Source organism: Streptomyces sp. CG 926, assembly GCF_003148825.1.
Classification (GTDB): Bacteria; Actinomycetota; Actinomycetes; order Streptomycetales; family Streptomycetaceae; genus Streptomyces.
In genome coordinates this window covers 247,282-271,435 of record NZ_QGGZ01000012.1, presented here as the reverse complement: position 1 = coordinate 271,435, position 24,154 = coordinate 247,282, and the positions used below count along the sequence as shown (strand labels likewise).

Below are 24,154 nucleotides of genomic sequence, written 5' to 3'. Positions count from 1 at the left end.
TGGCCGGGGCCGTCAGTGTGGAGCCGTGCGGGGTTGGTGGCAGGAGATCGCCGGACTGGTCCTGCCGGTGGACTGCGCCGGCTGCGGGGCGGTCCGGGAGTTGGTGTGCGCCGAGTGCCGGTCCGCGCTGAGCGGGGCCGGGGAGGGGCCGGTGCGGCCGTCTCCGCGGCCCGCGGGGCTGCCGGGGGTACGGGCCGCCGCCGTGTACGAGGGGGCCGTACGGGGCCTCCTGCTGGCGCACAAGGAGCGCGGGGCGCTGCCGCTGGCCGGGGTGCTGGGTGCGGCTTTGGCGGCGGCCGTCCTGGGCGGTGGGACGGATGGTCCGGGTGGTCCGGGTGGTCCGGGTGGTCCGGGTGGTGCGGCCGGGCCGGGAGGTGCGGAGGACGGGGGCGTGGTGCTGGTCCCGGTCCCATCGGCGCGGCGGCAGGTCCGGGCGCGCGGGCACGATCCTGCCCGCCGGATCGCGCTGACGGCGGCCGGCCGGCTGCGGCGTGCCGGTGTCCGCGCGCGGGTGGCGCCCGTACTGGGGCTGCGGCGGGCGGTGGCGGACCAGGCGGGCCTGGGGGCCCGGGAGCGCCGGGAGAACCTCTCGGGCGCGCTGGCGGTGCGCCGGGGTGCGCGGGGGCTCGTGCCGGGCGGGACCCGGATCGTGCTCGTGGACGACCTGATCACCACGGGGGCGACGCTGACGGAGGCGGCCCGGGCGGTGCGTGCCGCGGGGCTGGTCACGGGCCCGGGGGAGGTGTTGCGGGCGGCGGTGGTGGCCGCGCCGGCGGACTCGTTCAGACGGATCGGACGGGTGCCTCGTGTTTGAGCAACTCGCACAGAAGAAAAATCTTGTGAATAGATTCGGAACTGGCGGGGAAGGCCCATCGTTGCAGGTAGTAAGAGGGAACAGCCACTTCGTCGGAAGTACATTCCGGTAGCGGGTGCCGACAACCGGCATAGAGAGATATGTTCGGTTGTAAGGAACTCAGGAGGCTGTCTCTCGACTCCGAAGTCGGTGGGGTGTTGATCTTGCCGATGGGGGAGGAGGAGGTGAAAGTCGCCAAGTCCGAGGCTCCGGCCTTCACCGGAGTCTGGTGCGAAAGGGAGACGCTTCGCCCCGTCGGGCGGAGCTATCCGGGAACGGAGTTCTGCGTGGACATCGTCGTCAAGGGCCGCAAGACCGAGGTGCCCGAGCGGTTCCGCAAGCACGTGGCCGAGAAGCTGAATCCGGAGCGGATCCAGAAGCTCGACGCCAAGGTGATCAGCTTGGACGTCGAGGTGTCCAAGGAGCACAACCCGCGTCAGGCCGACCGTTCCGACCGCGTGGAGATCACCCTGCGTTCGCGGGGCCCGGTGATCCGTGCCGAGGCCGCCGCCGCCGACGCGTATGCGGCGCTGGACCTGGCTCAGGACAAGCTGGAGGCCCGGCTGCGCAAGCAGCACGACAAGCGTTACACCCGCCGCGGCAGCGGCCGGATCCCGGCGGCGGAGGTCGCCGACGTGGTGCCCGGGGTCGCATCGCTGAACGGCAGCGGCCAGCCGGTGTCCGAGGAGAAGAACGACGGGGTGCCGATCACCCGGATCGGATCCATCGAGGTGCAGGGCGAAGGCCCGCTCATCGTCCGCGAGAAGACCCACTCGGCCGCACCGATGTCGCTCGACCAGGCTCTGTACGAGATGGAACTGGTCGGCCACGACTTCTATCTGTTCGTCGACTCCGAGACGAAGTTGCCCAGTGTCGTCTATCGCCGTCATGCCTATGACTACGGAGTCATCCACGTGAACCCGGACGGTGCCTCCAGCTCGGAGGAGCCGCGGGGCGGCGCCGGCGGCGCGCTCGGCGGCTGAGCTCGATCACATCTGTCCATCGCCCCCGGGCAGGCGTTCAGGCGCCTGCGCGGGGGCGCCTGTGTGACGGGTGTGCGACGGGTATGCGCCAGGTGGCTCACTTGTGGCCCCCGGGCCGTGGTGCGGGCATGGAATCATGGCGTGCAGTCAACCGGCTGCGGTGTGTGTCCGGTTGGCCCAGCAGCTGAGCACATGCAGGGGGAGGAACCATGGCGGACAGCTTCGGGCCGATGCGCGGGGACGGCGGCGCCGCGGGCTGCCGCGGGACGGACGACCCGTCGCAGGAGACCGCCCGGGAGCCCATCAGGGTGCTCGTGGTCGACGACCACGCGCTCTTCCGGCGGGGACTGGAGATCGTCCTCGCGCAGGAGGAGGACATCCAGGTCGTGGGCGAGGCCGGGGACGGGGCGGAGGCCGTGGACAAGGCGGCCGACCTGCTTCCGGACATCGTGCTGATGGACGTGCGGATGCCCCGGCGCGGTGGGATCGAGGCGTGCACCTCGATCAAGGAGGTGGCCCCCTCCGCGAAGATCATCATGTTGACGATCAGCGACGAGGAGGCGGACCTCTACGACGCGATCAAGGCGGGCGCGACCGGGTACCTCCTGAAGGAGATCTCGACGGACGAGGTGGCCACGGCGATCCGGGCGGTGGCGGACGGCCAGTCGCAGATCAGCCCGTCGATGGCGTCGAAGCTGCTCACCGAGTTCAAGTCGATGATCCAGCGGACCGACGAGCGGCGGCTGGTGCCCGCGCCGCGGTTGACGGACCGGGAGCTGGAGGTCCTGAAGCTGGTGGCCACCGGGATGAACAACCGTGATATCGCCAAGCAGTTGTTCATTTCCGAGAACACCGTGAAGAACCACGTCCGCAACATCCTGGAGAAGCTGCAACTGCACTCCAGGATGGAGGCCGTGGTCTACGCGATGCGGGAGAAGATCCTCGAAATCCGCTAGGGAGCGTCCGGCCGGATCGGCAGGACGGTCCCCGGGAGATCTCCGGCGCTCAGAGCGCGGCCAGTTCCGCGGTGACGGCCGCCGCTTCCGCGGGGGAGCTCGCGCGTTCGACGCGTACGTCCTCGCAGCCGACCCACTGCGCCGCCTCCCGTAGCGCGAGGGCCATCGGGCCCGCGGCCTTCGGGGAGGTCAGGGAGAGCTGCCGGGCGACCAGCGTGCGACCCTCGCGGGCCGGGTCGACGCGGCCCTGGAGCCGGCCGCCCGCGAGCAGGGGCATCGCGAAGTACCCGTGTATCCGCTTCGGCTTGGGCACGTACGCCTCCAGGCGGTGCGTGAAACCGAAGATCCGCTCCGTCCGGGGACGGTCCCAGACCAGGGAGTCGAAGGGCGAGAGCAGCGTCGTGCGGTGACGGCCCCTGGGAGGCTGCGCGAGAGCCGCCGGGTCCGCCCAGGCCGGCTTGGACCAGCCCTCCACCTCGACCGGTACCAGCCCGGACTCCGCGACCACCGCGTCGAACTCCTCGCCCTTGAGGCGGTGGTAGTCCGCGATGTCGGCGCGGGTGCCGACGCCCAGGGACCGGCCGGCCAGGGCGACCAGGCGGCGCAGGCACTCGCGGTCGTCGAGGTCGTCGTGGAGCAGCGCGTCGGGAACGGCCCGCTCGGGGAGGTCGTAGACCCGCTTCCAGCCGCGCCTTCGACCGCAGACCACCTCGCCGGTGTCCAGCAGCCACTCGACAGCGATCTTGCTCTCGGACCACTCGAACCACTCGCCGCCGTTCTTGGCGCCGCCCAGCTCGGTGGAGGTCAGCGGGCCGTCGGACCGAAGCCGGTCCAGGACCGCCCGCGTCGAGCGCTCCTTGTCCTGCAGGACGTGCCAACGGTGGCCGCGCGCCCGGCGGGCCCGCCGGCGGAACGCGAAATGCGGCCATTCCTCGATCGGCAGGATGCAGGCGGCGTGCGACCAGTACTCGAAGGCGTGCCGGTCCGACCAGTAGGCCTGCTCCACGGTGTCCCGGCCCACCGCGCCCAGGCGGGCGTAAGGGATCAGCTCGTGCGAGCGGGCCAGGACCGAGATCGTGTCGAGCTGAACGGCGCCCAGGTGGCGCAGGACCCCGCGGACCCCACCGCGCCGGTCGGGCGCCCCGACGAAGCCCTGCGCGCGCAGGGCGATACGACGGGCTTCGTCGGCGGACAGCGAAAGCAAGGTCATCCCCGCAGCCTAGGCCGTCTCTGTCGGATCTTGTCGGGCCCGCGTCGCCCGGCACCGCACCCGGCCGCGTTGTCGGGGCGACCGAGTACGTCCGGTACACGGGCGCCCCTCCGCCTTGCCGGGCACGGCACCGGACGCCGCGGGCTCGGCCGACAAGATCCGAAAGAGACGGCCTAGGGCCGACCACCGACAGCGGGGGTCACGCCCGCGGCCGGCAGGGCGCTCAGCCGGCGGGGGCCGGCAGGTACGGCGTTCGTGAGGGCAGGCCCAGGTCGGAGGGGAGCAGGGCGCCGATCCAGCAGTCGCGGTAGGTCTCGCGCTGGATGATGCCGGCCCGCAGCATCCCCTCGAACTGGAAGCCGGCCTTCTCGGCCACGGCGCGGGAGCCCACGTTGCCCACCTCGGCGCGCCATTCCACGCGTCCGATGCCGAGCTCGGTGAAGGCCCAGCGGGCGACGGCCAGGACCGCCTCGACCGTGTAGCCCCGGCCGCGGTGCTCCCGGACCGCCCAGTAGCCGACCTCGTAGCTCTCCGCGCTGTGGACGTGCAGGCCGACGGAGGCGACCAGCGGGCCCTCGGCGCCGAGGCGCACGGCGAAGGGGAAGGCCTTGCCGTCGCGCCAGCCGCCCGGCGCGGTCTCGGTCACCCAGGTGTGCGCGTGCTCCTCCTTGTAGGGGGAGGGGACCAACGTCCAGCGCTGGATGTCGGGGTCCTGCGCCGCGGCGTAGACCTCGGCCTCGTCCGCGGGGACGAAAGGCCGCAATACCAATCGGTCCGTAGTCAGTGTCGTGGGCTCCATGAAGGAATTCTGCTGCCGTTCCGCTCGCGGGGGCGAACAATTTTCGGTGATCCCTCCGGGCGATGCGGCACCTTAGGTGTCCCCCGTACGTTCTCAATCCGGGCACCCGTGCCCTCACGGGAACGGCGGACCTCCCGACGCGGCCGCGTCCTCGCTTACGATGGCCGTTGCGGTGGGGCCCACCTGCCGTGCCCGTGTACGTACAGTGCCCAGGCCCGACCGGCAAGGAGACAAACCTCGGTGTCCGTCTTCAACAAGCTCATGCGTGCAGGCGAAGGCAAGATCCTGCGCAAACTGCACCGCATCGCGGACCAGGTCAACTCCATCGAAGAGGACTTCGTCAACCTCTCCGACGCCGAGTTGCGGGCGCTCACGGACGAGTACAAGCAGCGTTTCCAGGACGGCGAGAGCCTGGACGACCTGCTGCCCGAGGCCTTCGCGACCGTGCGCGAGGCGGCCAAGCGCGTCCTCGGCCAGCGGCACTACGACGTCCAGATCATGGGTGGCGCGGCGCTGCACCTCGGCTACGTGGCCGAGATGAAGACCGGTGAGGGCAAGACCCTCGTCGGCACCCTGCCCGCGTACCTGAACGCGCTGTCCGGCAAGGGCGTCCACCTGATCACGGTGAACGACTACCTTGCCGAGCGTGACTCCGAGCTGATGGGCCGGGTGCACAAGTTCCTCGGCCTGGAGGTCGGCTGCATCCTCGCGAACATGTCGCCCGCGCAGCGCCGCGAGCAGTACGGCTGCGACATCACCTACGGCACGAACAACGAGTTCGGCTTCGACTACCTGCGCGACAACATGGCGTGGTCCCAGGACGAGCTCGTCCAGCGCGGCCACAACTTCGCCGTGGTCGACGAGGTCGACTCGATCCTCGTCGACGAGGCCCGTACCCCGCTGATCATCTCCGGCCCGGCCGACCAGGCCACGAAGTGGTACGGCGACTTCGCGAAGCTGGTGACCCGCCTGACGAAGGGCGAGGCCGGCCAGCCGCTGAAGGGCATCGAGGAGACCGGCGACTACGAGGTCGACGAGAAGAAGCGCACCGTCGCCATCCACGAGTCCGGTGTCGCCAAGGTCGAGGACTGGCTCGGCATCGAGAACCTCTACGAGTCGGTGAACACCCCGCTCGTCGGTTACCTCAACAACGCGATCAAGGCCAAGGAGCTCTTCAAGAACGACAAGGACTACGTCGTCATCGACGGCGAAGTCATGATCGTCGACGAGCACACCGGCCGTATCCTCGCCGGCCGCCGCTACAACGAGGGCATGCACCAGGCGATCGAGGCGAAGGAAGGGGTGGACATCAAGGACGAGAACCAGACCCTCGCCACGATCACCCTGCAGAACTTCTTCCGCCTCTACTCGAAGCTGTCCGGCATGACCGGTACGGCCATGACCGAGGCCGCCGAGTTCCACCAGATCTACAAGCTCGGTGTCGTCCCGATCCCGACCAACCGCGACATGGTCCGCAAGGACCAGCCGGACCTGATCTACCGGACCGAGGTCGCGAAGTTCGCCGCCGTCGTCGACGACATCGCGGAGAAGCACGAGAAGGGCCAGCCGATCCTCGTCGGTACGACGTCGGTCGAGAAGTCCGAGTACCTCTCCCAGCAGCTCTCCAAGCGCGGCATCCCGCACGAGGTGCTCAATGCCAAGCAGCACGACCGTGAGGCGACGATCGTCGCCCAGGCCGGCCGCCGGGGCGCGGTCACCGTCGCCACGAACATGGCCGGTCGCGGTACCGACATCAAGCTCGGCGGCAACCCGGACGACCTCGCCGAGGCCGAGCTGCGCCAGCAGGGCCTGGACCCGGAGGAGCACATCGAGGAGTGGGCGCACGCCCTGCCCTCGGCGCTGACCCGGGCCGAGGCCGCGGTCAAGGCGGAGTTCGAGGAGGTCAAGGAGCTCGGCGGGCTGTACGTGCTGGGCACCGAGCGCCACGAGTCGCGCCGTATCGACAACCAGCTGCGCGGCCGCTCCGGCCGACAGGGCGACCCGGGCGAGTCCCGCTTCTACCTGTCGCTGGGCGACGACCTGATGCGCCTGTTCAAGGCGCAGATGGTCGAGCGCGTCATGGCGATGGCGAACGTCCCCGACGACGTGCCGATCGAGAACAAGATGGTGACGCGCGCGATCGCGTCGGCCCAGTCGCAGGTGGAGACCCAGAACTTCGAGACGCGTAAGAACGTCCTGAAGTACGACGAGGTCCTCAACAACCAGCGTGAGGTCATTTACGGCGAGCGCCGCCGCGTCCTGGAGGGCGAGGACCTGCAGGACCAGGTCCGCCACATGATGGACGACACCATCGACGCGTACATCGCGGCCGAGACGGTCGAGGGCTTCGCCGAGGAGTGGGACCTGGAGCGCCTGTGGGGCGCCTTCCGGCAGCTCTACCCGGTGAAGGTCACCACCGAGGAGCTGGAGGATGCCGCGGGCGACCGCGCGGGCATCACCGCCGAGTTCATCGCGGAGTCCGTCAAGGACGACATCCACGAGCAGTACGAGGCGCGCGAGAAGACGCTCGGCTCCGAGGTCATGCGCGAGCTGGAGCGGCGCGTGGTCCTGTCGGTGCTCGACCGCAAGTGGCGCGAGCACCTGTACGAGATGGACTACCTGCAGGAGGGCATCGGCCTGCGGGCCATGGCCCAGAAGGACCCGCTGGTCGAGTACCAGCGCGAGGGCTTCGACATGTTCAACGCCATGCAGGAGGGCATCAAGGAGGAGTCCGTCGGCTACCTGTTCAACCTGGAGGTCCAGGTCGAGCAGCAGGTCGAGGAGCTTCCGGTGCAGGACGCGGCGCCGTCGCTGACGAAGGAGCCGGCGGGTGTGCGTCCGGAGATCCGGGCGAAGGGGCTGGACGCTCCGCAGCGGCCGGACCGGCTGCACTTCTCCGCTCCGACGGTGGACGGGGAAGGCGGTGTCGTCGAGGGCGACTTCGACAGTGACGCCGTCGGTGGTGAGGGCGACGGGATGACGCGGGCGGAGCGCCGCAAGGCGCAGAAGGCCGCCGGTGGGCGTCGCCGGAAGAAGTAACCCCGCGCGGGGTTTCGCGTGAGCTGTCGGCCGGGGCCGGACACCTTCGGGTGTCCGGCCCCGGCCGCGTTGTGCGGGTGCCGGTGCCGGGTGCCGTGCGGCGCCGTTGCCGGGGGCGCTGCCCCCGGACCCCCGCGCCTCAAACGCCGGCGGGGCTGAAAGACGCCGGTGGGGCTGAGTCGGGCCGGGGGTCATGGGCGGGGGCCCTGGAGTTCTACCGCTGCGCAGCGCCAGCGGAGGTCGGGGCCCTGTTCGAGGCGGAAGGCCATGGCGGTGACGCGGTCGCCCGTGGCGATGCGGGCGAAGGCTTCGATGACTCCCGGGCCGGGGGTGAAGCGGCCGCATCGGCGGACCGTCGGGCGGAGGCGGTCGCGGAGGGGGTCCGTCGGGGCCAGGGTGATCAGCTGCTGGTAGGCGGGGCCGATGGTGTGGCCCAGGAGCGAGTGGACCGGGCGCAGGCCGCTGATCACCGCGAGGAGGTGTTCGGCGAACCAGTGGTGCGGGCCCTGTCGCAGGGTGCGCGGGGGGCCGGCCGGGCGCCGTGGGTCGTGGCGGCCGGCGGGCCGGGTCCGGGGCCGGCCCGTGGGTCGGCGGCGGCTGCCGTCGTTGCCGGTCATCGTGCCGCGCATCGTGGTGTCCATCGCGAGCTGCCCCCGAGCGGTCCGGGCCCGGAGCGGTACCGGGCGGTAACTTGATGGGGATCTTCTACGGCCGCCCCACACGCTCCGCAACCGAGCCCGCGGCCCGCCCGGACACCGGCCCGCTTCACCTATCCGGGTGGGCGGCGGCCGGTCACCGGCCCCGGGCGGCGCCCGTGCGCGTACCCCGGTGGACGGGCGCGGCTCCCGGTCCCGCGCCCCGAAGGGGGACGGGGTCCATCACCCGCCCGGCCCCGCCCGAGTCGTATCCTGAGGGCGTTTCCGACTACCGAAAGCAGCCGGCCATGCGCGTGTACGTCCCCCTGACCCTCCCCGGGCTCGCCGAGGTGCACAAGGCGGGTGAGCTGGGCCCCGCCCCGCTGTCGGCGTACGCCGTCACCCCGGCGCTGCGCGAGTGGTACGCGTCGGAGGACATCGAGGAGCTGGAGTACGCCGCCCTGAACCGGGCCGCGCTCGCCTCCCTGCGGCTGGTCGCCGCGGACGCGGGCGCCCCGCGCCGCCGGGTCGTGGTCGCCCTCGACGTCGACGACAAGGCCGCCACCGTCGCCCCCGGGGCCGACGAGGCCGCTCTGGGCCGGGTGACCCTCGCCGCCGCCGTACGGCTCGCCGTGGCCGCCGCCGTGCACGTGGACGCCGATGACGCCGACGAGGACGTGACCGCCGCCGTGCGGGCCCTGGAGGCCGCCGACGGCGGGGACGCGGGCGCGCAGGACACCGTCGACGCCGCCGAGGACCACGAACTGCTGTGGTTCGGCGTGCAGGAGATTCCGGGGCTGCTGAAGTGATAGACGCGAACGCCACCACCGCCGCCACGACGCTCCCGAACCACATCGTCTGGGACTGGAACGGGACGCTCCTCCACGACATCGACGCCGTCATCGTCGCGACCAACGCCTCCTTCGCCGAGCTCGGCTTCGCGCCGATCACCTTGGAGACCTACCGCGACCTGTACGTCGTACCGGTGCCGAAGTTCTACGAGCGCCTCATGGGACGGCTGCCCACCGACGAGGAATGGCTCGTCATGGACGACACCTTCCACCGCCACTACTGGGCCGCCGCCGCGGACTCCGGGCTGACCGAGGGCGCTCGCGAGCTGCTCCGGGACTGGCAGCTGGACGGGCTCACCCAGTCCCTGCTGTCCCTCGCGCCCCACGACAAGCTCGTCCCGCTGGTCCGGTCCCACGGCATCGACCGGCACTTCCTGCGCGTCGACGGCCGCGTCGGCCCCTCCCACACCTCCAAGGCGGGACACCTCGTACGCCACCTGGCCGCCCTGGACGGGACGGGGGTGACGGCGGACCGTACGGTCCTCATCGGAGACGCCGTGGACGACGCCCTCGCCGCCGCCCACGTCGGTGCCCGGGCGGTCCTCTACACGGGTGGCTCGCACAGCCGCAGCAGTCTGGAATCAGCCGGAGTACCGGTCGTGGACAGCCTGGCCGAGGCCGTGCGGACCGCTCGCGAGCTGGCCGGATAGCGACGGAAGCGGCTGCTGCACGGACGGCTCGTCACGTCGCCGGCCATAGTGTCAAAGTTCCACCCCAAGATTTGTACAGAAGCAGCGAATGACGTCTTGGGGGTAGGTCGGGATAGCCTTGTACCCGTGATCAGCGCGATAGTCATCGGGGGCACTGGAGCCTCCGGCCTGCGCCCGGCGCACGACCGTGCCCGGGCCTTCGCTGATCCCCGCCCCCGGGACCTTCTGCCGATCATGGCTCATTCCCTCCCGGTGGGCTCTCTCGACGGCATAGCGTCGATCCCGAACGGACACCCCGCCTCGCGGCGCTATGTCATTCCTTCCTTCACCTACGTCACGCAATGGCGCGCGACAGGAGCCAGAGGACATGCAGACCAAGCTGGACGAAGCAAAGGCCGAGCTGCTCGCACGGGCGGCCCGGGTAGCTGAGCACAGCCCGGCCGGGGGGCTACTTCCGACTGGGTCCGAGCGGGGAGAGCGTCCAGATCAGGACGCGGTGCTCTCCTACCTCCAGCGCTACTACCTGCACACGGCGCCCGAGGACCTCGCGGACCGGGACCCGGTCGATGTGTTCGGAGCCGCGCTCTCGCACTACCGGCTCGCCGAGAACCGGCCGCAGGGCACCGCGAACGTGCGCGTGCACACGCCCACGGTGGAGGAGAACGGCTGGACCTCCAGCCACTCCGTCGTCGAGGTGGTCACCGACGACATGCCCTTCCTCGTGGACTCCGTGACGAACGAGCTGTCCCGTCAGGGCCGCGGCATCCACCTCGTGATCCACCCGCAGGTCGTCGTACGCCGTGACATCACCGGCAAGCTGATCGAGATCCTCGGCCCCGACTGCGACGCCCACGGCCCCGCCACCGCGCGTCCCCACGACTCCCTCGTCGAGTCCTGGATCCACGTCGAGATGGACCGCGAGACCGACAAGGCCGATCTCAAGCAGATCACCGCCGATCTCCAGCGCGTCCTGTCCGACGTGCGCGAGTCCGTCGAGGACTGGGAGAAGATGCGCGAGGCCGCGCTGCGCATCGCGGAGGGCCTCCCGGACGAGCCCACCGCCCCCGACCTGCGCGAGTACGAGCTCGAAGAGGCCCGTGAGCTGCTGCGCTGGCTCGCCGACGACCACTTCACCTTCCTCGGCTTCCGCGAGTACGACCTCGTCGACGGCGACTCCCTGTCCGCCGTGCCCGGTACCGGCCTCGGCATCCTGCGCTCCGACCCGCACCACAGCGGCAAGGAGGATGGCCACCCGGTCTCGCCGGCCTTCAACCGGCTGCCCGCCGACGCGCGCGCCAAGGCCCGCGAGCACCGCCTGCTGGTGCTGACCAAGGCCAACAGCCGCTCCACCGTGCACCGCCCCTCGTACCTCGACTACGTGGGCGTCAAGAAGTTCGACGCCGACGGCAACGTCGTCGGCGAGCGCCGCTTCCTCGGCCTGTTCTCCTCCGCCGCGTACACCGAGTCCGTGCGCCGCGTCCCGGTCATCCGCCGCAAGGTCGCCGAGGTCCTCTCCGGCGCCGGCTTCGCGCCGAGCAGCCACGACGGCCGCGACCTGACGCAGATCCTGGAGACGTACCCGCGCGACGAGCTGTTCCAGACCCCGGTCGACCAGCTCCAGGCCATCGTCACCTCCGTCCTGTACCTCCAGGAACGCCGCCGGCTGCGGCTGTACCTGCGCCAGGACGAGTACGGCCGCTACTACTCGGCACTCGTCTACCTGCCCCGCGACCGGTTCACCACCGGGGTGCGGCTGCGCCTGATGGACATCCTGCGCGAGGAGCTCGGCGGCATCAGCGTCGACTTCACCGCGTGGAACACCGAGTCGATCCTCTCCCGCATCCACTTCGTGGTCCGCGTCCCGCAGGGCACCGAGCTGCCCGCGCTGACCGACTCCGACGTCGAGCGCATCGAGGGCCGTCTGGTCGAGGCCGCCCGCTCCTGGGCCGACGGCTTCCAGGAAGCGCTGATCGCCGAGTGCGGCGAGGAGCGCGCCGCCGAGCTGCTGCGCCGCTACGGCACCTCCTTCACCGAGGGCTACAAGGCCGACCACTCGCCGCGCGCGGCCGTCGCCGACCTGGTCCACCTGGAGCGGCTCGCCGCCAGCGACCGCCAGTTCGCGCTCTCGCTCTACGAGCCCGTCGGCGCGGGCCCCGGCGAGCGCCGGTTCAAGATCTTCCGTACCGGCGACCAGGTCTCGCTCTCCGCGGTCCTGCCCGTGCTGCAGCGCCTGGGCGTCGAGGTCACCGACGAGCGCCCGTACGAACTGCGCCGCTCCGACCGGGTCAGCGCCTGGATCTACGACTTCGGTCTGCGGATGCCCGTCTCCGGCAACGGGGACAACTACCTCGGCGACGACGCCCGCGAGCGCTTCCAGGACGCCTTCGCCGCGGTCTGGCAGGGCGACGCGGAGAACGACAACTTCAACGCCCTGGTGCTGAGCGCCGGGCTCACCTGGCGACAGGCCGTCGTCCTGCGCGCGTACGCCAAGTACCTGCGCCAGGCCGGCTCCACCTTCAGCCAGGACTACATGGAGGACACCCTCCGCAACAACGTCCACACCACCCGGCTGCTGGTCTCGCTCTTCGAGGCCCGGATGGCGCCCGTGCGCCAGACCGCCGGCAGCGAGCTCGTGGACGCCATGCTGGAGGAGCTCGACGGGGCCCTGGACCAGGTCGCCTCGCTCGACGAGGACCGCATCCTGCGGGCCTTCCTCACCCTCATCAAGGCCACGCTGCGCACGAACTTCTTCCAGCTCAACGGCGTGGGCGAGCAGCACTCCTACGTGTCGATGAAGTTCGACCCGCAGGCCATCCCGGACCTGCCGGCCCCGCGCCCGGCCTTCGAGATCTGGGTGTACTCCCCGCGCGTCGAGGGCGTCCACCTGCGCTTCGGCAAGGTCGCCCGAGGCGGCCTGCGCTGGTCCGACCGCCGCGAGGACTTCCGTACGGAGATCCTCGGCCTGGTCAAGGCGCAGATGGTCAAGAACACCGTGATCGTGCCGGTCGGCGCCAAGGGCGGCTTCGTCGCGAAGAACCTCCCCGACCCGTCGGTGGACCGTGACGCCTGGCTCGCCGAGGGCATCGCCTCGTACAAGATCTTCATCTCGGCGCTGCTCGACATCACCGACAACATGGTCGCCGGCGAGGTCCTGCCCCCCAAGGGCGTGGTCCGTCACGACGAGGACGACACCTACCTCGTCGTCGCCGCCGACAAGGGCACCGCGACCTTCTCCGACATCGCCAACGGAGTGGCCGAGTCCTACGGCTTCTGGCTCGGCGACGCCTTCGCCTCGGGCGGCTCGGCCGGCTACGACCACAAGGGCATGGGCATCACCGCCCGCGGCGCGTGGGAGTCCGTCAAGCGGCACTTCCGCGAGCTGGGCCACGACACCCAGACCGAGGACTTCACCGTCGTCGGCGTCGGTGACATGTCCGGCGACGTGTTCGGCAACGGCATGCTGCTCTCCGAGCACATCCGCCTGGTCGCGGCCTTCGACCACCGCCACATCTTCATCGACCCGCACCCGGACGCGGCCACCTCCTACGCCGAGCGCCGGCGCCTGTTCGAGCTGCCGCGCTCCTCGTGGGCCGACTACGACACCTCGCTGATCTCCGCGGGCGGTGGCATCCACCCGCGTACCGCGAAGGCCGTCCCGATCACCGCGCAGGTCCGTGAGGCCCTCGGCATCGAGGCGGGCGTCACCAAGATGACCCCGGCCGACCTGATGAAGGCGATCCTGCAGTCCCCGGTGGACCTGCTGTGGAACGGCGGCATCGGTACGTACGTCAAGGCCACGGCCGAGACGCACGCGGACGTCGGCGACAAGGCCAACGACGCCATCCGCGTCAACGGCTCCGACGTGCGGGCCAAGGTCATCGGCGAGGGCGGCAACCTGGGTCTGACCCAGCTCGGCCGGATCGAGTTCGCCCGCACCGGTGCGGGCGGCGAGGGCGGCAAGGTCAACACCGACGCCATCGACAACAGCGCGGGCGTGGACACCTCCGACCACGAGGTGAACATCAAGATCCTGCTCAACGCGGTCGTCAGGGACGGCGACATGACCGTCAAGCAGCGCAACAAGCTGCTCGCCCAGATGACCGACGAGGTCGGCCGGCTGGTGCTGCGCAACAACTACGCGCAGAACATCGCGCTCGCCAACGGCTCGGCGCAGGCCCCGAGCCTGCTCCACGCGCAGCAGCGCTACATGCGGCGGCTGGAGCGCGACGGACGTCTGGACCGGGCGCTGGAGTTCCTGCCCACCGACCGGCAGATCCGCGAGCTGATGAACAGCGGCAAGGGCCTGACCCAGCCGGAACTGGCCGTCCTGTTCGCCTACACCAAGATCACGGTGGCGGACGAGCTGATCGCGACCGAGCTGCCGGACGACCCGTACCTGCGCCGGCTGCTCTTCGCGTACTTCCCGGCCGCGCTGGCCGAGCGGCTCACGGAGCAGATCGACGCGCACGCGCTGCGCCGGGAGATCATCACCACCCTCCTGGTCAACGACACCGTCAACACGGGTGGTTCGACCTTCCTGCACCGTCTGCGCGAGGAGAGCGGGGCCTCCACGGAGGAGATCGTGCGCGCGCAGCTCGCGGCCCGCGAGATCTTCGGCCTGGCCGATGTGTGGGACGCGGTGGAGGCGCTCGACAACAAGGTCGCCGCCGACGTCCAGACCCGGGTGCGGCTGCACTCGCGGCGCCTGGTCGAGCGCGGTACCCGCTGGCTGCTGAACAACCGGCCGCAGCCGCTCCAGATCACCGAGACCATCGGCTCCTTCCAGGAGCGCGTGGGCCAGGTCTGGGCCGAGCTGCCGAAGCTGGTGCGCGGCGCCGACCTGGAGTGGTACCAGTCGATCCTGGACGAGCTGACGGGCGAGGGCGTCCCGGAGGAACTGGCCGCCAAGGTGGCCGGCTTCTCCTCCGCCTTCCCGGCGCTGGACATCGTCGCGATCGCGGACCGCACGGGCATGGACCCGCTGGAGGTCGCCGAGGTGTACTACGACCTCGCCGACCGGCTGGCCATCACCCAGCTGATGGACCGGATCATCGAGCTGCCGCGGTCCGACCGCTGGCAGTCGATGGCCCGCGCCTCCATCCGCGAGGACCTGTTCGCGGCGCACGCGGCCCTGACGGCGGACGTGCTGTCGGTGGGCGACGGTACGTCGACTCCCGAGGAGCGCTTCAAGGCGTGGGAGGAGAAGAACGCGGCGATCATCGGGCGGGCGCGGACGACTCTGGACGAGATCCAGGGGTCGGACGACTTCGACCTGGCGAATCTGTCGGTGGCGATGCGGACGATGCGGTCGCTGTTGCGCGTGCACAGCTGATCGCGGGTTGTCGGAACGGAACGGGCCGGGCCCGGGACCTTGGTGGTCCCGGGCCCGGCCCGTTCGTGTTCGTTGCCGGGTGCGGCGCCGCCCGGGGGGCGCTGCCCCCGGGCCCCCGCGCCTCAAACGCCGGCGTTTGAGGCGCGGGTCCGGGCGGAGCCCGGGGAAGGTCAGCGGCCCGAGGTGAAGGCCTCGTAGGCGTCGCAGACTTCGGCCGAGGGGCCGTCCATGCGGAGCACACCCGCCTCCAGCCAGATCGCGCGGTCGCAGGTCTCGCGGACCGTGTTGATGCCGTGGCTGACCAGGAAGACCGTGCCCGCGTGCTCGCGGAGTTCCTCGATGCGGGCCTGGCTGCGGCGTTGGAAGGCGGCGTCGCCGGTGGCCAGGGCCTCGTCGATCATCAGGACGTCGTGGTCCTTGGCGGCGGCGATGGAGAAGCGCAGTCGGGCGCCCATGCCGGAGGAGTACGTCCGCATGGGCAGGGAGATGAAGTCGCCCTTCTCGTTGATGCCGGAGAAGTCGACGATGCCCTGGTAGCGCTCGCGGATCTGCTGCTTGGACATGCCCATCGCGAGGCCGCCGAGGACGACGTTGCGCTCGCCGGTCAGGTCGTTCATCAGGGCGGCGTTCACGCCCAGCAGGGACGGCTGGCCGTGGGAGTAGATCCGGCCGTGCGTCACCGGTTGGAGGCCGGCTATGGCGGACAGCAGGGTGGACTTGCCCGAGCCGTTGGAGCCGATGAGGCCGATGGCCTCGCCCTTGTACGCGGTGAAGGTGATGCCCTTGACGGCGTGCACTTCCCTGACGCCCGGGGGCGCCTTGCGGGAGAAGACCCGGCTGAGTGCCGCGGTGGCCCCGCCCTTGCGGGCGCCGGCGCCGTGGACCTTGTAGATGATGTGGACCCCGTCGGCGATGACGGTCGGTACCCGGGTGTCGGTGTTCGTCGCGGTGTCAGCCACGGCCGTACTCCTCTTCTGCCTTCCAGAACCAGATGAAGCCGCCGGCGCCGGCGAGCAGGGCCCAGCCGATGGCCAGGGGCCACGCGTGGGGCGGGAGCGAGTGTGCTTGGAAGCTGTCGATCAGCGCGAAGCGCATGAGGTCGATGTAGACGGCCGCGGGGTTGACCTTGAGGAGCGTCAGTACCCAGTGGTGCGGCAGGTGGTCCGACGCGAGCATCTGGTCGATGGACCACATGACGCCCGAGGAGTACATCCAGGTGCGCAGGACGAAGGGCATCAGCTGGCTGACGTCCGGGCTCTTGCTGCCGATGCGCGCCATGACCATCGCGCAGCCGGCGGCGAAGACGGCCATCAGGAGGAGGGCCGGGACGGCCAGGAACCAGGACCAGGCGGGCCGCTGCCCGAAGGCCAGCAGCAGGATGACCAGGGCGCCCATGGTGATGAGCAGCTGCTGGAAGAGCTGGACGACGGTGGAGATGGGCAGGGTGGCGCGCGGGAAGTGCAGGGCGCGCACCAGGCCGCGGTTGCTGTGGACGGAGCGGGTGCCGGCGTTGATGGAGCTGCCGATGAAGTCCCAGACGAAGATGCCGGTGATCAGGAAGGGGACGTAGTCCGGCACGCCGTGGCTGGCCTTCATCACGATGCCGAAGATGAAGTAGTAGACCGCCGCGTTGAGGAGCGGGGTCACCAGGTGCCAGAGCTGGCCGAGCTTGGCCGTGCTGTAGGTGGCCTGCATACGGGCGGTCGCGTACGCGGTCACGAAGTGGCGGCGGTCCCAGAGTTCCGCGATGTAGCGGGGGAGCGTGGGGCGGGCGCCGCTGAGGGTGAGGCCGTGGGCGGCGGCGAGTCGCGCGAGTTCCGCGGAGGGCGGCGCGGGCTCGGTCTTGGGTGCGGTCGCGGTGGTCACAGGGTTCGCTTTCGACGGGGTCAGTACGCACTACCGAGGTCGGGACGGGTCCGTATCGTCGCTACGGCGAGGTTAGGGCGTGCCGCGTCGGAACGCAACCGTATCGTCGTGACGAGGGCGCAGCTATGCTCTGTGCATGACCCCGGATCCCGCCACCGCTTCCGCCCCCGCCCGTAGAGCCCCCGCGGGGGCCGCCGTCCTGCGCGCGGACGTGACCGAGGCGATCCGCGACGCGGTGGTGGAGGAGCTGGCCGCGGTCGGTTTCTCGAAGATGTCCATCGAGGGCATCGCCCGCCGGGCGGGGGTCGGCAAGACCGCGGTCTACCGGCGGTGGAAGTCGAAGCTGCACCTGGTCCTGGACCTGGTGGGGGCCTTCGCGGTGGACGGCCTGCCGGTGCCCGCGACGGGCTCGCTCTACGGAGACGTACGGGCCCTGCTGGAGGTCATGTCACACGTGCTGCGGCACCCGGTGGCCTCCGCGGTGATCCCCGACCTGCTCGTGGAGGCGGCCCGCAACCCGGAGATCGCCGACGCGGTGCGCGGCGCGCTGCTCGACGGGCAGCGCCGCATGGCGGAAGGGATCGTCTCGGCCGCCGTCGCCCGCGGTGAGCTCCCGGCGGGCATCGACCCGGCCCACGCCCTCGACCTGCTGATCGGCCCGCTCTACTGGCGCCAGGTGGTCGTCCGGGACGCCGTCACGGGCGGCCACCTCGACGTCCTGGCCCACCAGGTGGTGGCGGGCCTGAAGGCGAGCGTGTAAGCGGTTACGGCCGGACGGGGGCCGGGAACGGCGTCGCCGCGGGCGCCGCGGGGGTCGGGCGGCGGTCCTCCAGGGGGATGACCGCCGGGATCGGGGCCGTCTGCCCGAGGAAGACCCGACGCACCACGCGCTCCGCCGCGTGCCCGTCGTCGTGCGAGCAGAAGCGTGCGCGGAACGCCGCCCGCAACTGCGCGGAGCGCGAGCCCTGCCAGTGACCCGTGCTGAAGATGTCCACCAGCTCGTCCTCGGTCCGGGCGATCGCGCCCGGCGGGCACGACCGCAGGTCGAAGTACGTGCCCCGGGCCGCCTCGTACGCCTCCCAGTCGTCCGCGTGGATCACGATCGGCCGGTCCAGCGCCGCGTAGTCGAACATCAGGGACGAGTAGTCCGTCACCAGCGCGTCCGAGGCCAGGCAGAGTTCCTCGACCGACGGGTAGGAGGAGACGTCGATCAGCCGCGGGTGCGTGTCCGGGGAGGGCGGGACGTCCACGTACGTGAGGTGGCTGCGGGACAGGATCGTGAACCGCGGGCCCAGGTCCCGCAGCACCCGCTCGAAGTCCAGGTGCTCCGGCCGGCTGCGCCGGTAGTCGCGGTGCGTGGGCGCGTACAGGACGGCCGTCGAACCCGCCGGGATGCCCAGGCGGGCACGCAGCTCCAGCACCTCGGCCGGGCCCGCCCGGTGGAAGACGTCGTTGCGCGGGTAGCCGTACTCCAGCGTCGTGTAGGAGGACGGGATCGCCTTCTCCCAGACCAGGGTGGAGTGCCGGTTGGAGGAGAGCAGGTAGTCCCACTGGTCGGCGCCGCGCAGCAGTCCCGCGAAGTCCGTGGTCGGTGTGGCCGCCGGGCGGTCCTGGAGGTCGAGGCCCACGCGCTTGAGCGGGGTGCCGTGCTGGGTCTGGACGAGGATCTGGCCCGGGCGCTTGACCAGGGCGCGGTCGAAGTTGACGTTCGTGACCAGGTATCCGGCCCTCGCGAGGGCGGTCCAGTACGCCGCCGAGCCCGGGCGCAGCGCCGTCGTCTCGCGGGGCAGGGTCGAGGTGTGCTCCGGGTCGCAGATCCACGCCGTGCGCATCTGCGGCGCGAGCTCCCGCAGGGTGGCCTCGATCGCCGCCGGGTTGCAGGCGTAGCCGCCGTGCCAGTACGCGGAGAAGACCGCGAGTTCCGGGCGGAGCGGGAGCAGGCGCCGGCTCCGGTAGTGCAGGCGCAGGGCCGTCTCGCGCAGACCCCGCCCCAGGGTGGCGGCCGCGCGGCCCAGCGCCGATCCGGCGCCGCGCAGCGCCGACAGCAGGCGGTAGGTGCGCCGGGTGCCCAGCCGCATCAGGGTGTGTCGGATCCGGTCGGTCCGGGACAGGGACAGCGGGAGGGCGGCGCTGCCGCCGGGGACGTGGTAGCGGCGCAGCAGGGCGCAGGCCCGGGCGAAGAACTCCGGCCGGGCGGCGCGCGGGAGGCGGCGCGGGTTCGCGTACAGGGCGCAGAAGTGCTCGGCCATCCGGCGGTGCAGGGCGGGGCGCCAGCGCTCCAGCTCGGGACGGCCGGCGAGGTAGCCGAAGACCCGGTCGTACTGGTCGAAGACGTCGAGGTGGCGGCGGCTGGTGGTGGTCAGGATCGAGCCGGTGCGCCGCTGCCGGTAGTGGACGCAGACCCGGTCCAGGACGGCGACGGACTCCGCGGCCAGCAGGGCCGGGTAGGTCCAGGGGGTGTCCTCGTAGAGGCCGGGCGGGAAGGCGAGGCCCTCGCGCTCCACGTACTCGCGGCGGTAGGCCTTGTTCCAGACCACCATCAGCATGCCGAGGAGGGCCGGGCGGTCGGCGAGCCGGAAGCTCGCCGGGCCCTCCTCGGACAGCCGGTGGGAGAGCTTGTTGCGCACGAGTTCGCCGGACCAGAAGGTGCGGGCGTAGTCGTAGACCAGGACGTCCGGGGAGCCGGTGGCCTTCAGCCGGTCGGTGATGGCCTGCAGGGCGCCTGGGGCGAGGGTGTCGTCGCCGTCGAGGAAGATCAGGTAGTCGCCGCTCGCCCGCGCCAGGCCCGCGTTGCGGGCCGGTCCCAGGCCCAGGTTGTGCGCCAGGTGGACGGCCGTCACCCGGGGGTCACGGGTCGCGTACTCGTCGATGATCGAACCGCAGGCGTCCGGGGAGGCGTCGTCGACCGCGATCAGCTCCAGATCCGGGTACGACTGCCCCAGGACCGAGTCGAGACTCTCCTGGAGGTAGGCCTGGACCTTGTACGCGGGCACGATGACGCTGAACCGGGGCACGGCACATCCAGGGGTCGGCGCGGGCATATGGCCCAGGAACCCCTGGTGTGGCGATCGGGTTACGCGCTGTGCGGCATTCGGGTTACGCAGCGTCAACGGTCCATGTCGCGCCAGTCGCGTCGCGTGTGCTGCGGAGGGCGGGCGACGGAGGGCGGGTCACTTGATCGCTCCGGCCATCACCCCCGAGACGAACTGCCGTTGGAACGCGAAGAAGACGACGAGCGGGACGGCCATCGACAGGAAGGCGCCGGGCGCGAGCACGTCGATGTTGTTCCCGAACTGCCGTACCTGCTGCTGGAGCGCGACCGTGACGGGCGGGTGGGCCGAGTCCGCGAACACCAGGGCCACCAGCATGTCGTTCCACACCCACAGGAACTGGAAGATGCCGAGCGAGGCGATCGCCGGTCCGCCGAGCGGCAGCACCACCCGTGCGAACAGCCGCAGTTCACCCGCTCCGTCGAGGCGGGCCGCCTCCAGCAGTTCGCGCGGGATCTCCGCGAAGAAGTTGCGCAGCAGGAACACGGCGAAGGGCAGTCCGAAGGCGGTGTGGAAGAGGACCACGCCCGCCGTGGTCTCGAACAGCCCGATGGAGCCGAAGAGTTCGGAGACCGGGATCAGCGCGACCTGCACGGGGACGACCAGCAGTCCGACGACCAGGAGGAACAGCCAGTCCCGGCCGGGGAACTCCAGCCAGGCGAAGGCGTATCCGGCGAACGCGCCCAGCGTCACGACCAGCAGGGTGGCCGGCACGGCGATCGCGAAGGTGTTGAGGAGGGAGCCGGTGATGGTGTCGTTCGCCAGCAGCCGCTCGTAGTTGTCGGCCGTCAGCCGCGAGGGCGCCGTCAGCGCCTGCCACCAGCCGCCGTCGTTGAGGTCGGTGGGGGAGAGGAACGAGGACAGCAGCAGCCCGAGGGTGGGCAGCAGCCAGAAGAGCGCCGCCACGACCAGGAAGACGCGCAGGGCTCCCCCGGCCAGTCGGCCTGCGGCCCGCTCGGCGAACGGGGCCCTGGTCCTAGCCGGGGCGGAACGCCCTGGCAGGCTCGCTGCCGTCACCGGGCCGCCCGTTGCCGTCACAGGGCTCGCTGCCGTGACCGTGCCGGGTTCCGCCCGGTCCGGCCGCCCGGCGCCACCCGCCGCAGCCCTCTTCGCAGGGTCCGGCGTCGCGTCGGTACCGCTCATCGGGTCCCCTCCTTGCGCAGCCGACGGATGTTCACGAGCATCACCGGAATCACCAGCACCAGGAGCAGCACGGCGATGGCGCTGCCGAGCCCCGGGTCGGCATCCGTGCCGAAGGAGGTCCGGTACAGCTGGAGCGCGAGCACGTTCGCGTCGTCCTGGACCGCGCCCGGCGCGATCACGAAGACCAGGTCGAAGATCTTCATCACGTTGATGACGAGGGTGACGAGCACCACCGCCAGGACGGGCGCCAGCAGCGGGACGGTGATCCGCCGGAACACCTGCCACTCGTTGGCCCCGTCCACGCGCGCCGCCTCCAGCAGCTCACGCGGTACGGCGGCCAGCCCGGCGCCGATCAGCACCATCGCGAAACCGGCCCACATCCATACGTACGCCCCGATGATCGCCGGGGTGACGAGCGCCGGGCCGAGCCACTGCACCCCCGCGTACGCCTCCCGGAAGTTGGTCGCGGGCAGCCGCAGCCGGGCCCCGTCGGCCTTCGCTGACAGGGTGAAGGTGCCGTCGGCGCGGGCCGTCGCCGTATCGACCACCCGGCCGTCCTTCACCGCCTCGATCCGCATCCCGGCGAAGCCCTGCTCGGTCGGGTCGACCGCGTTCGTCGTCCCGCCCCCGCCCCGGGTGAAGTCCTGCCAGACGGTGCCGGTGACCTTCCCCGGCACCCCCTCGGGGCGGCCCGCGATACGGGTGCCGTCCGGCAGCGCCTCCGGGGCCACGCCGACCAGCGGGAGCAGCACCGGGGCACCCGCGCGGACGGGGTCGCGGGTGATGAAGGCGCCCCCGCCGTCGTCCGCGAGCGGCGAGTCCCGGCCCGGGCGGGCCTTGGGGAAGGCCGAGGACTCCGCGAAGGTGTCGTGGACCCCGACCCAGACCGCGTTGGCGACCCCGCGGTCGGGATCGTGGTCGTAGACGAGCCGGAAGATGATGCCCGCGGCCAGCATCGAGATCGCCATCGGCATGAAGACCAGCAGCTTGAACGCCGTTCCCCAGCGCACCCGTTCGGTGAGCACCGCGAAGATCAGCCCGAGGGCGGTGGCCAGGGCCGGGGCGAACACCACCCACAACGCGGTGTTCTTGAGTGCGGTACGGATCGTGTCGTCGCTCAGGATCTCCCGGTAGTTGTCACCGCCGACGAAGGTGTCACCGGAACGGTCGAAGAAGCTGCGGTAGAGGGAGTAGCCGATCGGGTGCACGACGAGCGCGCCGAGCAGGACGAGCGCCGGGAGGAGGAACGCCGCCGCGATGAGTCGGCGGCGCCGGGCCTGCGCGGACACGACGCCCTTGGCGGCGGTGCGAGGGGGAGCGCCAGGGGCAGGGGCGGGGACAGGAGCAGGAGCCGGGGCCGGCACGGGATCAGTTCCCGTAGGCCTTGGCGGCGTCCGCCTCCAGTTTCGCCTGGGTCCCCGCCACGTCCGACGGGTTCGCCAGGAAGTCCTGGAGCGCCTTCCACTCACCCGCGCCCGGGGTCCCGCCGAAGGCCGCCGGGGCCTGGTCCGACATGTCGAAGCGGAAGTCGTCACCGGCGGCGATCAGTGCCTTGGCGATGTCCCGCTGGATGGCGTTCGGATAGGCGCCCAGGTCCACCGCCTTGTTCGGGGATACGAAGCCGCCCTGCCGGGCGTGGATCTCCGCCGCGTCCGCCGAGGCCAGGAAGGTCATCAGGGCCTGCGCGCCCTTCGAGGGCTTCAGCGCGACCGCCACGTCGCCGCCCGAGACCACCGGAGCCTTCTCGCCGACCGCGGGGAAGGGGAAGACGAGGGCGTCCTCGCCCACCTTCGCCTCCGTCTGCGCGATGTTCACCGCCACGAAGTCACCCTCGAAGACCATGGCGGCCGCCGGCCGGTCGCCGCCGGTGAAGGTCTGCGTCACCGACTTCGGGAACTCCGTGGACAGCGCCCCGCTCGACCCGCCCGCCAGGAAGTCCTTGCGGCCGAACAGTTCGCCGAGCGTGGTCAGCGCCTGCTTGACGCTCTCGTCCGTCCACTTGATCTGATGCTTGGCCAACTGGTCGTACTTCTCCGGCCCGGCCTGGGACAGGTAGATGTTCTCGAACCAGTCGGTGAGGGTCCATCCGTCCGCACCCGCCACCGACACGGCCGGGGTGCCGGAGGCGGACAGCGTGTCGGCCGCGGCGATCAGGTCCTTCCAGGTCTTCGGCGGCTTGACCCCCGCCGCCTCGAAGGCCTTCGCGTTGTACCAGATCAGCGACTTGTTGGCAGCCTTGTAGTAGACGCCGTACTGGGTGCCCCCGACGGCGCCGAGCTGCTTCCAGCCCTTGGAGTAGTTCGCGTCGAGCTGGGCGGCGGCCTCCGGGCCCAGCGGCTGCGCCCACTTCTTGTCCACCGCCGCCGTCAGCGCCCCGACCTGCGGGAGCAGCGCCACGTCCGGCGGCGCACCACCCGCGATCTTCGTGCCGAGGAAGGTGACGATCGGGTCCTGGGCCGGGACGAAGGTGACCGAGGCGCCCGTACGCTTCTCGAACTCCTTCAGGACCTTGGTGAAGTTCTCCTGCTCCGGGCCCGTCCAGACCGCGGCGACCTCCAGCTTCTCGCCGGGCAGCTTCGGTAACTGCACCCGGGGCGCGGCCGTGCTCCCTTCGGGACCTTGCGGCTCCTTCGTCCCGCCGTCCCCGCACGCGCAGAGCGTGAGGGCGGTCGCCGCGGCGAGCGCCGTCCAGGTGAGTGTCGTACGGCTCGTTCCGTGCCTGCGCATGGCTCTGCCCCCGATGCCCGTGATGTGTCCTGGACCACAAGGTCTACGCCGAGCCGTGCG

Annotated in this window: 17 protein-coding genes; 8 read left to right on the top strand and 9 right to left on the bottom strand. The window is 71.1% G+C overall.

What is annotated here, in order from left to right; all coding sequences use genetic code 11:
• Nucleotides 1-25 precede the first annotated feature (25 nt).
• The 3 genes from BCL76_RS30150 to BCL76_RS30140 all read left to right on the top strand — a co-directional run bounded on the left by BCL76_RS30150 (nucleotide 26) and on the right by BCL76_RS30140 (nucleotide 2,792).
• Nucleotides 26-814 carry a ComF family protein gene (locus BCL76_RS30150; protein WP_109782500.1) on the top strand — a complete coding sequence of 263 codons (789 nt, stop codon included), beginning with the start codon at nucleotides 26-28 and terminating at the stop codon, nucleotides 812-814.
• A 326-nt stretch (nucleotides 815-1,140) separates the two neighbouring features.
• On the top strand, nucleotides 1,141-1,836 hold the full coding sequence (gene hpf, locus BCL76_RS30145) for a ribosome hibernation-promoting factor, HPF/YfiA family (protein ID WP_030774206.1): 696 nt from the start codon (nucleotides 1,141-1,143) through the stop codon (nucleotides 1,834-1,836).
• Nucleotides 1,837-2,045: 209 nt separating this feature from the next.
• Entirely contained in the window at nucleotides 2,046-2,792 is a 747-nt protein-coding gene (locus BCL76_RS30140; RefSeq protein WP_030774209.1) for a response regulator, read from the top strand.
• 49 nt (nucleotides 2,793-2,841) lie between these two features.
• Here the strand turns inward: BCL76_RS30140 and BCL76_RS30135 are convergent, their stop codons facing one another.
• Both BCL76_RS30135 and BCL76_RS30130 read right to left on the bottom strand, forming a co-directional pair.
• Complete coding sequence (locus BCL76_RS30135) at nucleotides 2,842-4,002, bottom strand: winged helix-turn-helix domain-containing protein (RefSeq protein WP_109782499.1); 1,161 nt, start codon at nucleotides 4,000-4,002, stop codon at nucleotides 2,842-2,844.
• 223 nt (nucleotides 4,003-4,225) lie between these two features.
• A complete protein-coding gene (locus BCL76_RS30130; protein ID WP_109782498.1) occupies nucleotides 4,226-4,801 on the bottom strand; it encodes a GNAT family N-acetyltransferase in 576 nt (191 codons plus the stop codon).
• Between the two features lie 240 nt (nucleotides 4,802-5,041).
• Between BCL76_RS30130 and secA the strand changes: the two genes are divergently transcribed.
• On the top strand, nucleotides 5,042-7,840 hold the full coding sequence (secA, locus tag BCL76_RS30125; RefSeq protein WP_109782497.1) for a preprotein translocase subunit SecA: 2,799 nt from the start codon (nucleotides 5,042-5,044) through the stop codon (nucleotides 7,838-7,840).
• A 191-nt stretch (nucleotides 7,841-8,031) separates the two neighbouring features.
• Here secA and BCL76_RS39430 read toward each other — a convergent pair whose 3' ends face one another.
• Nucleotides 8,032-8,457 carry an Rv3235 family protein gene (locus tag BCL76_RS39430; protein WP_375137980.1) on the bottom strand — a complete coding sequence of 142 codons (426 nt, stop codon included), beginning with the start codon at nucleotides 8,455-8,457 and terminating at the stop codon, nucleotides 8,032-8,034.
• A 326-nt stretch (nucleotides 8,458-8,783) separates the two neighbouring features.
• Here BCL76_RS39430 and BCL76_RS30115 point away from each other — a divergent pair, with 326 nt between their 5' ends.
• The 3 genes from BCL76_RS30115 to BCL76_RS30105 all read left to right on the top strand — a co-directional run bounded on the left by BCL76_RS30115 (nucleotide 8,784) and on the right by BCL76_RS30105 (nucleotide 15,308).
• Complete coding sequence (locus tag BCL76_RS30115) at nucleotides 8,784-9,284, top strand: DUF6912 family protein (protein ID WP_109782496.1); 501 nt, start codon at nucleotides 8,784-8,786, stop codon at nucleotides 9,282-9,284.
• A complete protein-coding gene (locus BCL76_RS30110) occupies nucleotides 9,281-9,976 on the top strand; it encodes an HAD family hydrolase (protein WP_258309973.1) in 696 nt (231 codons plus the stop codon). Before BCL76_RS30115 ends, BCL76_RS30110 begins: the two co-directional genes overlap by 4 nt.
• Before the next feature lie 367 nt (nucleotides 9,977-10,343).
• Entirely contained in the window at nucleotides 10,344-15,308 is a 4,965-nt protein-coding gene (locus tag BCL76_RS30105; protein WP_109782495.1) for an NAD-glutamate dehydrogenase, read from the top strand.
• 170 nt (nucleotides 15,309-15,478) lie between these two features.
• Here BCL76_RS30105 and BCL76_RS30100 read toward each other — a convergent pair whose 3' ends face one another.
• Both BCL76_RS30100 and BCL76_RS30095 read right to left on the bottom strand, forming a co-directional pair.
• Nucleotides 15,479-16,267, bottom strand: coding sequence for an ABC transporter ATP-binding protein (locus BCL76_RS30100; protein ID WP_109782494.1), 789 nt, complete (start codon nucleotides 16,265-16,267; stop codon nucleotides 15,479-15,481).
• Nucleotides 16,260-17,174 carry an ABC transporter permease gene (locus BCL76_RS30095; protein ID WP_258309972.1) on the bottom strand — a complete coding sequence of 305 codons (915 nt, stop codon included), beginning with the start codon at nucleotides 17,172-17,174 and terminating at the stop codon, nucleotides 16,260-16,262. The genes BCL76_RS30100 and BCL76_RS30095 overlap by 8 nt, the downstream gene beginning before the upstream one ends.
• A gap of 136 nt (nucleotides 17,175-17,310) precedes the next feature.
• Between BCL76_RS30095 and BCL76_RS30090 the strand changes: the two genes are divergently transcribed.
• The gene (locus tag BCL76_RS30090) at nucleotides 17,311-17,934 is read left to right on the top strand and encodes a TetR/AcrR family transcriptional regulator (protein WP_109782492.1); all 624 of its coding nucleotides are present in this window, start codon (nucleotides 17,311-17,313) and stop codon (nucleotides 17,932-17,934) included.
• Between the two features lie 4 nt (nucleotides 17,935-17,938).
• Here the strand turns inward: BCL76_RS30090 and BCL76_RS30085 are convergent, their stop codons facing one another.
• The 4 genes from BCL76_RS30085 to BCL76_RS30070 all read right to left on the bottom strand — a co-directional run bounded on the left by BCL76_RS30085 (nucleotide 17,939) and on the right by BCL76_RS30070 (nucleotide 24,094).
• Complete coding sequence (locus BCL76_RS30085) at nucleotides 17,939-20,188, bottom strand: bifunctional glycosyltransferase/CDP-glycerol:glycerophosphate glycerophosphotransferase (protein ID WP_109782491.1); 2,250 nt, start codon at nucleotides 20,186-20,188, stop codon at nucleotides 17,939-17,941.
• 156 nt (nucleotides 20,189-20,344) lie between these two features.
• Nucleotides 20,345-21,367, bottom strand: coding sequence for a carbohydrate ABC transporter permease (locus BCL76_RS30080; RefSeq protein ID WP_109782490.1), 1,023 nt, complete (start codon nucleotides 21,365-21,367; stop codon nucleotides 20,345-20,347).
• Complete coding sequence (locus BCL76_RS30075; RefSeq protein WP_109782489.1) at nucleotides 21,364-22,656, bottom strand: carbohydrate ABC transporter permease; 1,293 nt, start codon at nucleotides 22,654-22,656, stop codon at nucleotides 21,364-21,366. Before BCL76_RS30075 ends, BCL76_RS30080 begins: the two co-directional genes overlap by 4 nt.
• Before the next feature lie 79 nt (nucleotides 22,657-22,735).
• Complete coding sequence (locus tag BCL76_RS30070) at nucleotides 22,736-24,094, bottom strand: ABC transporter substrate-binding protein (RefSeq protein ID WP_109782488.1); 1,359 nt, start codon at nucleotides 24,092-24,094, stop codon at nucleotides 22,736-22,738.
• Nucleotides 24,095-24,154 lie beyond the last annotated feature (60 nt).

Coding starts and splice junctions, on each gene's coding strand:
- BCL76_RS30140 (WP_030774209.1), top strand. CDS start 2,046: ATGGCGGACAGCTTCGGGCCGATGCGCGGGGACGGCGGCGCCGCGGGC.
- BCL76_RS30135 (WP_109782499.1), bottom strand. CDS start 4,002: ATGACCTTGCTTTCGCTGTCCGCCGACGAAGCCCGTCGTATCGCCCTG.
- BCL76_RS30130 (WP_109782498.1), bottom strand. CDS start 4,801: ATGGAGCCCACGACACTGACTACGGACCGATTGGTATTGCGGCCTTTC.
- BCL76_RS39430 (WP_375137980.1), bottom strand. CDS start 8,457: ATGACCGGCAACGACGGCAGCCGCCGCCGACCCACGGGCCGGCCCCGG.
- BCL76_RS30115 (WP_109782496.1), top strand. CDS start 8,784: ATGCGCGTGTACGTCCCCCTGACCCTCCCCGGGCTCGCCGAGGTGCAC.
- BCL76_RS30105 (WP_109782495.1), top strand. CDS start 10,344: ATGCAGACCAAGCTGGACGAAGCAAAGGCCGAGCTGCTCGCACGGGCG.
- BCL76_RS30090 (WP_109782492.1), top strand. CDS start 17,311: ATGACCCCGGATCCCGCCACCGCTTCCGCCCCCGCCCGTAGAGCCCCC.
- BCL76_RS30080 (WP_109782490.1), bottom strand. CDS start 21,367: ATGAGCGGTACCGACGCGACGCCGGACCCTGCGAAGAGGGCTGCGGCG.
- BCL76_RS30070 (WP_109782488.1), bottom strand. CDS start 24,094: ATGCGCAGGCACGGAACGAGCCGTACGACACTCACCTGGACGGCGCTC.